Annotated in this window: 9 protein-coding genes; 6 read left to right on the top strand and 3 right to left on the bottom strand. The window is 69.8% G+C overall.

Annotation, left to right across the window (positions count from 1 at the left end):
- Both ACIA76_RS02220 and ACIA76_RS02215 read left to right on the top strand, forming a co-directional pair.
- The gene (locus ACIA76_RS02220; protein WP_397147421.1) at nt 1–645 is read left to right on the top strand and encodes a hypothetical protein; all 645 of its coding nucleotides are present in this window, start codon (nt 1–3) and stop codon (nt 643–645) included.
- 243 nt (nt 646–888) lie between these two features.
- Complete coding sequence (locus ACIA76_RS02215) at nt 889–1,875, top strand: malate dehydrogenase (RefSeq protein WP_397147969.1); 987 nt, start codon at nt 889–891, stop codon at nt 1,873–1,875.
- Nucleotide 1,876: 1 nt separating this feature from the next.
- Here ACIA76_RS02215 and ACIA76_RS02210 read toward each other — a convergent pair whose 3' ends face one another.
- Complete coding sequence (locus tag ACIA76_RS02210) at nt 1,877–2,749, bottom strand: TIGR03619 family F420-dependent LLM class oxidoreductase (RefSeq protein ID WP_397147419.1); 873 nt, start codon at nt 2,747–2,749, stop codon at nt 1,877–1,879.
- A gap of 156 nt (nt 2,750–2,905) precedes the next feature.
- On the opposite strand from ACIA76_RS02210, the gene ACIA76_RS02205 reads away from it, so the two are divergent.
- The 4 genes from ACIA76_RS02205 to ACIA76_RS02190 all read left to right on the top strand — a co-directional run bounded on the left by ACIA76_RS02205 (nt 2,906) and on the right by ACIA76_RS02190 (nt 9,999).
- Nucleotides 2,906–3,667 carry an SDR family oxidoreductase gene (locus ACIA76_RS02205; RefSeq protein ID WP_397147417.1) on the top strand — a complete coding sequence of 254 codons (762 nt, stop codon included), beginning with the start codon at nt 2,906–2,908 and terminating at the stop codon, nt 3,665–3,667.
- A 169-nt stretch (nt 3,668–3,836) separates the two neighbouring features.
- Nucleotides 3,837–7,727, top strand: a complete 3,891-nt coding sequence (locus tag ACIA76_RS02200; protein ID WP_397147415.1) for a Pls/PosA family non-ribosomal peptide synthetase — start codon at nt 3,837–3,839, stop codon at nt 7,725–7,727.
- The gene (locus ACIA76_RS02195; protein WP_397147967.1) at nt 7,727–9,061 is read left to right on the top strand and encodes a M1 family metallopeptidase; all 1,335 of its coding nucleotides are present in this window, start codon (nt 7,727–7,729) and stop codon (nt 9,059–9,061) included. The genes ACIA76_RS02200 and ACIA76_RS02195 overlap by 1 nt, the downstream gene beginning before the upstream one ends.
- 62 nt (nt 9,062–9,123) lie before the next feature.
- A complete protein-coding gene (locus tag ACIA76_RS02190; RefSeq protein ID WP_397147964.1) occupies nt 9,124–9,999 on the top strand; it encodes an LLM class F420-dependent oxidoreductase in 876 nt (291 codons plus the stop codon).
- A 73-nt stretch (nt 10,000–10,072) separates the two neighbouring features.
- Here the strand turns inward: ACIA76_RS02190 and ACIA76_RS02185 are convergent, their stop codons facing one another.
- Both ACIA76_RS02185 and ACIA76_RS02180 read right to left on the bottom strand, forming a co-directional pair.
- Nucleotides 10,073–11,737 (bottom strand): hypothetical protein, encoded by a 1,665-nt coding sequence (locus ACIA76_RS02185; protein WP_397147413.1) that lies wholly within the window; start codon nt 11,735–11,737, stop codon nt 10,073–10,075.
- Nucleotides 11,738–11,740: 3 nt separating this feature from the next.
- The gene (locus ACIA76_RS02180; protein WP_397147411.1) at nt 11,741–12,064 is read right to left on the bottom strand and encodes a type VII secretion target; all 324 of its coding nucleotides are present in this window, start codon (nt 12,062–12,064) and stop codon (nt 11,741–11,743) included.
- Nucleotides 12,065–12,081 lie beyond the last annotated feature (17 nt).

Genomic DNA, 12,081 nt, shown 5'->3' with positions numbered 1-12,081 from the left:
GTGACTGAACAACCGAATTCCCCTGTGCCGCAACCGGTCGGGCTGGATCTGATCGCACCGGAGATGGTCGCGCCGATGCTGCGCCGGTTGGCCCTGGCCGCGGTCGCGGTCGGCGTCGTGGCGGCGGTGCTGCTCGCGTTGCTGGTGAGCTGGCCGGTCGCGGTTCTGGCCGGACTGGCTCTCGGCGCGCCCACCGCGGTCTATGCCGTGGCCGTACAACGCCGCCGAATGTGGCTGGCGGGGAGCGAACTTCGCGCGCGCACCCTGTTCGGCTCGCGGCGCCTGGACGTCGCCGCGGCCACCGGCGTCGAGGTCCTGGTCTACCCCGGCCGCCTGAGCCGGATCGTCCTGCGCATCACCACCGGGCCCGACAGCCGGATCGTGCCCCTGGCCATGTACACCGACGCGGGTAGCGGCCGCGAACTCCACATCCTGGGCCTGCGCGCCCTCGCCGACGCTCTGTCCCATACCGAACTGGCCGCCGCCCTGGCGGTCTCGGCCGTCCTGGTCGAACAACTACGCGCCGAGGCCCGCGACGCCCCCCTTCCCGACCGGCCCCTCTACCGCGCCGTCCAACTGGTCCGGTCGCGCGACAGCGTGCAGCCGGTGGTACTGGGCGACCGCGACATCGCCGCCCTGTCCTGACAGACGGGGCCCCTCGAGCCTCGCTCGTCGAATCCCGCACTCGGATCCCTCGGGCTGCCCCACTCCTGCGCAGTTCGCGAAACATGTTGCAGGGCAGGGATTTGTCGGGTGATTCCGAATTGCGAGGTACGGGTGTCTACTTGATCACGCCGGGCGGTTGCCCGGGGAGGGCGCGACTAGGGTTCGGGGTGAGGTTCGAAGATCACCGGGACTCGAGGAGTTGCTGTGAGTGCTGCCGCCCGTATGCCCGTAACAGTCACCGTGACCGGCGCCGCCGGTCAGATCGCGTACGGTTTGCTGTTCCGCATCGCGTCGGGCGCGATGCTCGGGCCGCATACGCCGGTGCGATTGCGGCTGTTGGAGATTCCGGCCGCGGTCGGCGCGCTCGAGGGTGTGGCGATGGAGCTGGAGGACGGCGCGTTCCCACTGCTGGAATCGATCGATATCAGCGATGATCCGTGGGTCGGCTTCGCCGATGCGAATATCGCGCTGCTGGTGGGCGCCCGGCCGCGCACCGCGGGCATGGAGCGGTCGGATCTGCTCGCCGCCAACGGCCCGATCTTCACCGATCAGGGCGCGGCCATCAACGCCAGCGCCGCGGCCGATGTGAAGGTGCTGGTGGTCGGCAACCCGGCCAACACCAACGCCTACATCGCCATGAGCAACGCCCCCGAGGTGCCGCCCGAGCGGTTCACCGCGATGACCCGGCTCGACCACAATCGTGCGCTCGCGCAGCTGGCCCGGCGGACGGGCGTGCCGGCCGCGGAGATCGCGCGGGTCAGCGTGTGGGGCAACCACTCCGCCACCCAGTACCCCGACCTCACCCACGCCACCATCGCCGGCCGGCCCGCGGTCGAGCTCGTCGACGAGCAGTGGGTGCGCGAGGATTTCATCCCGACCGTGCAGCAGCGCGGCACCGCCATCATCGCCGCGCGCGGCGCGTCCTCGGCGGCGAGCGCCGCCAGCGCCGCGATCGACCATATCCACGACTGGGTGCTCGGCACGCCGACCAACGACTGGGTCTCGATGGCGGTGCCCTCCGACGGGTCCTACGGCGTGCCCGAGGGTGTGATCGCCTCGTTCCCCGTCACCTGCCTGCGCGGCGAGTACACGATCGTGCCGGATCTCGAACTCGGCGAATTCTCCCGCGAACGAATCGAATTCAGCGTCGCCGAGCTGGTGGCCGAGCGCGATGCGGTCATCGATCTGGGCTTCGCCAAGCGCCGCTGAATCAGTCGCACCTGCCGATCACCGAATCGCCGTAGCGGTCGATGTTCGCGATCTTCTTCGACAGTGGTTCGGTATCGGTGCCCGCGACATAGGGATAGCGGAATCCGACGATCACATCGGTCACGCCCCGGTCCTCGAGGCGCTTGATGCCGTCGGGGGTGTAGGCGTCCAGGGATGCGACGTGGATCTCGAAGGGTTCGGATCGCTCACGCTCGCTACGCAATTCGGTCAGCCGGGCGAGCATCCGATCGAGTTCGGCGGGATCGCCGCCCGCATGCATCCACCCATCGCCCAGCCGCACCGCGCGCCGCAGTGCGGCATCGCTGTGCCCGCCGACCAGGATCGGCAGCGGTTCGGTCGGCACCGGAGTGATCTTGATCTTCGGAATGTCGTAGAACTCGCCGTGATACTCGAAGTATCCGCCGCGGCACAGCCCGCGCACGATCTCGAGGCATTCGTCCATGCGCCGACCGCGTTTGCCGAACGGCACGCCCATGATCTGGAAGTCCTCCGGCCAGGGACTGATCCCGACGCCGAGGGAGAACCGATTACCGCTCAGATATGCCAGCGAACTGGCCTGCTTGGCCACCAGCACCGGCGGGCGGATCGGCAGCTTGATCACGAACGGGGTGAACCGCAGCCGGGTGGTCGCGGCCGCCAGCGCCGCCGACAGCACGAAGGCCTCGATGAACGGCTTATCGTCGAGGAACTCCCGGTTGCCGTCGGGGGTGTAGGGATAGGTCGAATCCGATTCGGCCGGATAGGCGACGCTGTCGGCGATCGACATGCTGTGGAATCCGGCGGCCTCGGCGGCCTGGGCCAGCGGGATGTAGTGCGCCGGGTCGGTCATCGCCTCCGCGTAGGTGAAGCGCATCGGTGTCCTCTCGCCGTGCCCCGTCGCCGAGGCGAAAACTAGAACAGATTCTAATTATGATCCGGATGCTAGTGGTCGGGAATGGTCGTTGCCCAGCTTTCTGAGACCTGTTCTAATCGCGCTTGCCGCTGGGTTTCAGTCAGTCAAGGAGTTTCGATGACGATCGCCATCACCGGATCCGCCTCGGGCATCGGCGCCGCCACCGCCGCCGCGCTGTCCGCCGCCGGACACGACATCATCGGCGTCGACCTGCGCGACGCCGCGGTGCACGCCGATCTGGCGGTGCCGCGAGGCCGCGCGGCCGCGATCGAGGGCGTGCTGGAACGCTCCGGCGGGGTCCTCGACGGCGCGGTGCTGTGCGCCGGAATCGGTCCGCACACCCCGGATCCGTTGCGGCTGATCGACATCAACTATCACGGTGCCCTCGCCGTGCTCGACGGATTGCTGCCCGCGCTGCGCAGGGGCGAATCGCCGGCGGTCGTCGTGGTGTCCTCGGTCGCGTCCACTCAGGTGGTCTGGGCCGAGAATCCGCTGTCGGTGGGCGCGGATCGGGCGGCGCTGACCACGGCGCTGGAACCGGCCGGGGATTACGCCGGACACCTCGCCTACGCCTGGTCCAAGAACGCCCTGACCGTCGCGTCGCGGCAGCGCGCGGCCGAATGGGGTGCCGCGGGCGTGCGGCTCAACATCGTCGCCCCCGGCACGGTGGACACCCCGCTGCTGCGCGCCGGACTCGACGATCCGCGCTACGGCGATCTCATCCGCGGCTTCACCGCGCCCATCGCGCGCAAGGCCGAACCCGCTGAGATCGCCTCGCTCATCGCGTATCTGCTCGGCCCCCGGGCGGGATACATCCACGGCTCGCAGTTCGTCATCGACGGCGGCGTGGACGCGCAGGTGCGCCCGGCGGCCTTCTGACCCCACTGGCCCTCCCGACCTGCCGTGCTGCGAGAATGATCCGGGCGAATCGGCCGCCCGGGCCCTGTTCGACATGTCACTGATGTAGGCACTGCATTTGCTCATCGGTAACCGTCCCGGGGTAGAACGGAACAGCACATGAGCGGGGGCGAGCGGGAAAGGCGGGACGTTGACACTCGGTTCCGAGTTGTCCGAGGTGTCGGCACCTACACCATTACTGCGCGCATTCGACGCGCCCGAACCGCGGACGCTCGTCGACATCCTGGCCGCGACGGCCGAGGCGCATCCGGACGCACCCGCGATCGATGACGGCGCCGACGTCCTGACCTACGCCGAACTGCTCGCGGAGATCGACGAGACCGTGGATCGACTGCGCGCGACCGGGGTTCGTGCCGGCGACCGGGTCGGCATCCGGATCCCGTCGGGCACCAGCGAGCTGTACGTATCGATCCTGGCCGTGCTGCACGCCGGGGCCGCCTACGTTCCGGTGGATGCCGACGATCCCGACGAGCGGGCGCGACTGGTCTTCGGCGAGGCCGGGATCCGCGCCCTGGTCACCGCCGACGGCATCACCACCCTCGGCACCGAGAACGGCGGCCCGCGAGCGGGTTCCACCGCGGTGCCGCAGCCGCGCGACGACGCCTGGATCATCTTCACCTCCGGATCCACCGGCACGCCCAAGGGTGTCGCGGTCACGCACCGCAATGCCGCCGCCTTCGTCGACGCCGAGGCGCGACTGTTCCTGCAGGACAATCCGATCGGGCCGGGGGATCGCGTATTGGCCGGTCTCTCGGTCGCATTCGACGCCTCGTGCGAGGAGATGTGGCTGGCCTGGCGGCACGGCGCCTGCCTGGTCCCCGCCCCGCGGGCGCTGGTGCGCAGCGGGATGGATCTGGGCCCGTGGCTCGAGCGCCGCACGATCAGCATCGTCTCGACGGTGCCGACGCTGGCGGCGATGTGGCCCGCCGAGGCCCTGGAAGCGGTGCGGCTGTTGATCTTCGGCGGTGAGTCGGTGCCGCCCGAGCTGGCCGAGCGGCTCGCCGGAACCACCGATCGCGAGGTCTGGAATACCTACGGCCCGACCGAGGCCACCGTGGTCGCCTGCGCCGCCCGGCTGACCGGTGACGGCCCGGTGCGCATCGGACTGCCGTTGGACGGCTGGGATCTGGCCGTCGTGGACGGCTCCGGACATCCGGTGGGGGAGGGCGAGACCGGGGAACTGGTGATCGGCGGCGTCGGCCTGGCCCGCTATCTGGATCCGGCCAAGGACGCCGAGAAGTACGCGCCCATGCCATCGCTGGGCTGGGAACGGGCCTATCGCAGCGGCGATCTGGTGCGCAACGAGAACGCCGGGCTGATCTTCCTCGGCCGTGCCGACGATCAGGTCAAGATCGGCGGGCGCCGCATCGAACTCGGCGAACTCGACAACGCCCTGCAGAACCTGCCCGGTGTCAGCGCCGCGGCCGCCGCGGTGCGAACCACCAAGGCGGGCAACAAGATTCTGGTCGGCTACCTGGCCAGCGCCGATGCCGACTTCGACGTCGCGCACGCCCGCACCCTGCTCGCCGAACGGCTGCCCGCACCCCTGGTGCCGCGCCTGGCGGTGTTGCCCGAATTGCCCACGCGCACTTCGGGAAAGGTCGATCGCGACGCGCTGCCCTGGCCGCTGCCAGGCGCGGCCGCCGAACCGGAACCCGGCCACGGGCTCGACGGGACGGCGCACTGGATCGCCGGGTTGTGGAATTCGATTCTGGGCGCGGACATTTCGGGCCCGAATGCGGACTTCTTCGATCTCGGCGGCGGATCGCTGTCGGCCGCACAGCTGGTGACCGCGCTGCGTGAACGCTTCTCACAGGTCACCGTCGCCGATCTGTACGACCATCCGCGTCTGGGCGCGCTGGCCGATTTCCTCGATGCGGCGGCACCGGCGCCCGAGGTCGAAATCCGCACGGTGGCGCCCACGCCGCGGCCGGCCCAGTGGGCGCAGGTGCTCGCCCTGGTGCCGCTGATCACGCTCACCGGCCTGCAGTGGGTGACCTGGCTGGGCATCGTCACCAACATCGCGAGCTGGTTCGGCGCGCTGCCGTGGATGCCGGGCCTGTCGTGGTGGTGGGCGCTGGCCGGATTCATATTGTTCATCTCCCCGCCCGGTCGCATGGCGATCTGTGTGATCGGCGCCCGGACACTGCTGCGCGGCGTGCGGCCCGGCAGCTATCCGCGCGGCGGATCGGTCCATCTGCGGCTGTGGACCGCGGTGCGGCTGTCGGAGGCCAGCGGTGCGGAAAACCTTTCCGGCGCACCGTGGATGGTGCCGTTCGCCCGTGCACTGGGCGCCAAGATCGGCAAGGGCGTCGACCTGCATACGCTGCCGCCGGTGACGGGCATGCTCGAACTCGGCGACGGCTGCAGCGTGGAGCCCGAGGTCGATCTGGCCGGTTATTGGATCGACGGTGATCTGCTGCGGATCGGGCGGATCCGGATCGGCGCCGGCGCGGTCGTCGGTTCCCGTTCGACGCTGCTGCCCGGTGCGGTGGTCGGCAAGAACGCGGTCGTCGCGCCCGGTTCGGCGGTATTCCGCAAGGTGAAGGCGGGCCAGGAGTGGGCCGGTTCCCCCGCGGTGAAGGTCGGCAAGGCCGAATACCCGTGGCCGTCGGTGACCCCGCCGCGCGCGGCGCGCTGGGTCGCGGTCTTCGGACTCACCTCGATGGTGCTGGCCGCGATGCCCATCATCGGCCTGGGCGCGGGCGGGGCGCTGATCGCGTGGTGGATCCGCGACGAGCGGACGCTGCCCGCCGCACTCGGGCACGCCTTCGCGATCCTGCCGGTGGCCACCGTGCTGGGCCTGGCGGTCTTCGCGGTGCTCACGCTGATCGCGGTCCGGCTGCTCGGCATCGGCCTGCGCGAGGGCTACCACCCGGTGCGCAGCCGCGCCGGCTGGCAGGCCTGGGCCACCGAGCGGCTGATGGATTCCGCGCGCACCTTCCTGTTCCCGCTCTACGCGAGCCTGTTGACGCCGCTGTGGTTGCGCCTGCTGGGCGCGCAGATCGGTAAGGGCGTCGAGGCGTCGACGGTCCTGCTGCTGCCGAAGTTCACCACCGTCGCCGACGGCGCGTTCCTGGCCGACGACACCATGATCGCCAGTTACGAACTCGGCGGCGGCTGGATGCGCGTCGGCGGGGCCAAGGTCGGCAAGCGGGCGTTCCTGGGCAATTCCGGGATGACCGCGCCGGGCCGCCGGGTGCCGAAGAACGGTCTGGTCGCGGTGCTGTCGGCCGCGCCGGAGAAGGCCAAGGCCGGATCGTCGTGGCTGGGCAGTCCGCCGGTTCGGTTGCGGCGCAAGGCCGGTGAGTCCGATACCGCGCGCACCTTCGATCCGTCGCTGCGATTGCGGGCCGCCCGCGGGCTGGTCGAGACCTGCCGCCTGATTCCGGTCATGGTGACCTTCGGCATCGGACTCGGGGTGCTGTTCGCGCTCGCCTGGCTGGCCTCCGATACCGGATACTGGTTCGCCGCACTGCTGTCGGGCATCGTGCTGCTGGTGGCGGGCATCTTCGCCGGCCTGATCGCGGTGGCCGCGAAATGGTTGATGGTCGGGCGGATCGGCCGCGAGGAACATCCGCTGTGGAGTTCGTTCGTCTGGCGTAACGAGGTGTCCGACGCCTTCGTGGAAACCGTTGCGGCCCCGTGGTTCGCCCGCGCCACGACCGGCACCGCGGTGATGAACATCTGGCTGCGCGGATTGGGCGCGACGATCGGGCGCGGGGTGTGGTGCGAGTCGTACTGGCTGCCCGAGGCGGATCTGGTGACCCTCGGCGACGGCGCGACCGTGGAACGCGGCTGCGTTGTGCAGACCCATCTGTTCCATGATCGGATCATGGCCATGGATACGGTGACTCTCGAGGCGGGCGCGACGCTGGGCCCGCACTGCGTGGCACTGCCCGCCGCGCGGATCGGCGCGGGCGCGACCGTCGGCCCGGCGTCGCTGGTGATGCGCGGCGACACCGTGCCGCCCTCGACCCGCTGGTGGGGCAATCCGATCGCGCCGTGGCCGGAGCGGTGATGATCGAGAAGTTCTACGAGGATCCCATCGACGACTATCTGCCGCAGAACGGGAATCGCGGCTATCGGGTGTCGCGATACGAGCTCGAGCTGGAGTACAAGGTCGCGAGCAATCGGCTCGCGGGCAGCGCCACGCTCACGGCCGTGACCACCGAGGTGCGCACGCGATACTCGCTGGATCTGTCCCAATCCCTCGGCGTCGCCAAGGTTTTCGTCAACGGGGCCAAGGCCGCGCGATACATCCATCAGCGCGGCAAGCTGACGATCACACCGGCGGCGCGGATTCCGGCGGGCGGGGTCCTCTCGATCGTCGTGCAGTACGCCGGAACCCCGAAGCCGATCCGCGGGCCGTGGGGTGAGGTCGGCTGGGAGGAGCTGACCGAGGGCGCGCTGGTCGCGGGCCAGCCCAACGGGGCGGCCTCCTGGTTTCCCTGTGACGATCACCCCGGTTCCAAGGCGAGCTATCGAATATCGATCACCGCCGACTCGCCGTATTACGTGGTCGCCAACGGCGTGCTGACCCATAAGCGCGTCAAGGCGAGCCAGACGACCTGGGTGTACGAGGCGCCCGAACCGATGTCGACGTATCTGGCCACGGTGCAGATCGGCCCGTACCAGAAGCATCGGATCGATCCGGTCCCCGGAGGGGATCGCGTGCCGATGCAGGCGGTGTACCCGGCGCGGTTGCGTACCGCCTTCGATCACGACTTCGGCCGCCAGCCGCAGATGATGGTGGAGTTCCAGCGGCGATTCGGGCCGTATCCGTTCGAGGGCTATACGGTCGTGGTGACCGACGACGAGCTCGAGATTCCGCTGGAGGCGCAGGGGCTGTCGATCTTCGGCGCCAATCACTGCGACGGTGCGCGCGGCGCGGAGCGGTTGATCGCCCACGAATTGGCCCATCAGTGGTTCGGCAACAGCCTCACCGTGCGGCAGTGGCGCGATATCTGGTTGCACGAGGGTTTCGCCTGCTACGCCGAATGGATCTGGTCGGAGGCCTCCGACGGTCCGAGCGCCGATGTGATGGCCCGTGCCGCGCATCAGCTGCTGTCGCGGCGCCCCCAGGACATCCTGCTCGCCGATCCGGGTGCGGCCTCGATGTTCGACGATCGGATCTACAAGCGCGGCGCGCTCACCCTGCACGCGCTGCGCTTGACCCTCGGCGACGCGAAGTTCTTTGCGCTGCTGCAGGATTGGACAGCCCGGTATCGGCACGGCTCGGTCAGCACCCAGGAGTTCACGGATCTGGCGAGCCATTACAGCGACGCGTCGCTGCGCCCGCTGTGGGACGCCTGGTTGTTCGCGAAGCCGCTGCCGTCGCTGCCCGCTGCTTGACTTGGAGTGTGCTCCAGGATCTAGCGTGCGAGTACACCATTCACACGCAGAGAGATCTGGTCATGGAACTCGGCTTTCACCTTCCGATCTTCGATATCGACGGTGGCACCACGGCGATCGCGGGCGAGCTCGCCCGGGTGGGCGCCGTCGCGGAGGAGTCCGGAGCGACCTGGTTGTCGTTCATGGATCACTACTTTCAGATCGCGCCGACCGGGCGGCCGCCGGAGTCGAACATGCTCGAGGGCTATACGACCCTCGGCTATCTGGCCGCGCACACCAGCCGGATCGAGCTGGGCCTGCTGGTCACCGGCGTGACCTACCGGCATCCGGGCCTGCTCGCCAAGATCGTCACCACGCTGGATGTGCTGTCCGGCGGGCGGGCGGTGCTGGGTATCGGCGCCGCCTGGTTCGAGCGCGAACATCAGGGGCTGGGTGTGCCGTTCCCGCCGCTGGCCGAGCGTTTCGAGCGGCTCGAGGAGGCCCTGCGGATCTGCGCGCAGATGTGGGATCCCGCCGATAACGGCCCGTTCGAGGGCAAGCACTACCAACTGGCGGAGACGCTGTGCTCGCCGCAGCCGATCAATCGCCCGAAGGTGCTCATCGGCGGCGGCGGGGAGAAGAAGACGCTGCGGCTGGTCGCGCAGTACGGCGACGCCTGCAATCTGCTGGCCTCCTCGCCCGAGGATGTCGGGCACAAACTCGATGTGTTGCGCCGCCATTGCGACGATGTCGGCCGCGACTACGGCACCATCCGTATCACGATCCTGCCCAACAATCCCCGTCCGACTCCGGACACTCGCGACGAATTCGTCGCGCAGATGGCCGATTACGCGAAGCTCGGCGTGCGCACGGTCATCGTCACGCCGACGACCGGCGCACCGGCCGCGTGGATCGAGGGAATGGCCCCGGCGGTCCGCCAACTGGCCGAACTCGGGTAATCCGGCCGTCGCACAGACGAATTCGACCCGGACCATATGGTCCAGGCCGAATTCGTCTGTGCCGCTCAGCGACTCAGAACTGGTCCATCTCGTAGTCGTTGATGATCTCGTCGGAGTGGGTCTGGCCGATGACCTCCGGAGCGGTCTCGCCCAGGCCGCCGGTGAGATCGGCGTTGCCGGTGGGGCTTTGGTAGGGCTGGACGGTCCGGCCGTGTTCGTCCTCGTCGCGGCGCTGACCGGCCGCGCCGGGGGCGCCGCCCATGAATCCGGAACCGGGCGCGCCCTGGCCCGCCGTGCCGGGCATGCCCGGACCGAACGGCATACCGGGGACTCCGAGCGCGCCACGCGCGCCGGGCAGCGAGGCGCCCGAGCCTGGTTTGGCCGCCGCCGCGGCACCGCCGCCGAGACCGCCGATGCCACCGAATCCGCCACTGCCGCCGAAACCGCCTGCGCCGCCGCCGGATCCGCCGAAGGAGCCCGGATGTGCGCCGTTTCCGCCGAAGGAGGCCGCATGGGTGGAGGCGCCGAGGCCGGAGCCCGGCAGACCGCCACCGCCGAGGCCCGCGGCCTGGGTACCGATGCCGTCGCCGCCGCCGGACAGTAGCTGCTGGGCCTGCTCCATGATCGGCTGGCCGACGTTCTGCGCCACCGACTGCGCGACCTCGGCCGGATTCGGCCCGCCGGCCGTGCCGAGCAGCTGCTGCACGACGCCGGTCAATTGGCCGGTGTATCCGGCCAATTCGCCACGGGTGGCGTTGACGATGCCCACGGCCGTACCGAGATGTTCGGTGGCGCTGGCGATCAGCGTCGCCTGTGCGGGCGGGGTGAAGATGACCGGCGCGAGCGCGCTGGCCTCGGCCGCGAACGTATTCGCCACCGCGGTCAGCTGCACATTGCCGCGCTGCACGACCGCCGCGGCCTCCTCGGTGAGTTTCGAGATATCGATGCCGCGCTGGCTGGCGTCCTCGCCGTGCGCCTGGTTCTGCTGCGAGGCGGTCTGGGCGCTGCGGGCGGCCTGCCCCTCCCATACCTGCTCCACCGACTTCATCGCGCCGGCGCCGACCTGCATGGCCGACTGGATGACCTGCGAGGATTGGCTCAGCAGCGCGGCCGGATTCAGCGCGCCCAGCACACCGGAACCGAAGCTGGACAACAGATCCAGGAACGGTTTGAACAGCGCGTCGACACCCGGCAGCGCGGGCAGCGCGACGCCGTTCATCAATGCGGCGATCGGATCGGCGGGCAGGGGAGCCGCCATCGGCGCGGCGGCCGCAGCGGCTGCGGCGGGCGAACCGGCCTGCTGGATCGCGGCCGTCGCGCCACCGCCGCCCAGCGCCGATTGCGCGCTGTCGAGCACGCCCTGGGCCGCGGCATGAGTGGTGTCGAGCGCGCCCTGCGCGCCGTTCAACGCGCCGTGCGCCACGCCGAGCAGCGGCGAGGCTGGATCGCCGAGCGCGGCGGAATGGATCGCGCCGGAGGCATCGGGCGCGGCGCCGTTACCGCCGAGGCCGGGCATATGCGGGGCGCCCAGCGTGGAGCCGTTGTCGTCGTATTCCTTGCGCGCCAGCGTGAATGCGGGCGGCTCGATCGGCGGCATATCCGCCGGCAGCTGCGGCAGCGACACATCGAGCAGGGGGCCGTGCTGGCCCGCCTCGGCGAGGGTGGGTGCGGGCAGCGGGGCGGCCGCGGTCTGTGCCGCGCCGATCACGCCGCTATCGGTCCCGTCGACTGTTCTCACGCGTCATGCCCCCATCTGATTGCCGAGGCCCCCGAGCTCCGCCGAGGACGATCCGTCGGTGCCGGTGAACATCGCGACCGTGCCGAATGCGGCCTTGCCCAGGTGGTCCACCTTGGCCGAGAGGTCGTTGACGTCCTTGCAGTGCAGCACCTGCGCGGCGGCGAACATGGCCAGGTAGTCCGCCCCGATGACACCGAACACCGGCGTCATCGCCGCGACGTTCTTGGTCGCGTCCATATTCGCCGCGCCGGCGATATCGGCGGCCACACCCTCCTGTGTCGCGCCGAACGCCTGGACCGCACCGGGTTCCATCGAGAGATCACTCATCGTGTCTGCCCCCCAAT

This window comes from Nocardia sp. NPDC051570 (assembly GCF_044454005.1).
Classification (GTDB): domain Bacteria; phylum Actinomycetota; class Actinomycetes; order Mycobacteriales; family Mycobacteriaceae; genus Nocardia.
This window is presented reverse-complemented; position numbering and strand designations above follow the sequence as displayed.

Bases quoted from the DNA above. Each gene is read 5' to 3' on its own strand.
- ACIA76_RS02215 (WP_397147969.1), top strand. From the start codon at position 889: ATGCCCGTAACAGTCACCGTGACCGGCGCCGCCGGTCAGATCGCGTAC.
- ACIA76_RS02180 (WP_397147411.1), bottom strand. From the start codon at position 12,064: ATGAGTGATCTCTCGATGGAACCCGGTGCGGTCCAGGCGTTCGGCGCG.
- ACIA76_RS02190 (WP_397147964.1), top strand. From the start codon at position 9,124: ATGGAACTCGGCTTTCACCTTCCGATCTTCGATATCGACGGTGGCACC.
- ACIA76_RS02205 (WP_397147417.1), top strand. From the start codon at position 2,906: ATGACGATCGCCATCACCGGATCCGCCTCGGGCATCGGCGCCGCCACC.
- ACIA76_RS02195 (WP_397147967.1), top strand. From the start codon at position 7,727: ATGATCGAGAAGTTCTACGAGGATCCCATCGACGACTATCTGCCGCAG.
- ACIA76_RS02210 (WP_397147419.1), bottom strand. From the start codon at position 2,749: ATGCGCTTCACCTACGCGGAGGCGATGACCGACCCGGCGCACTACATC.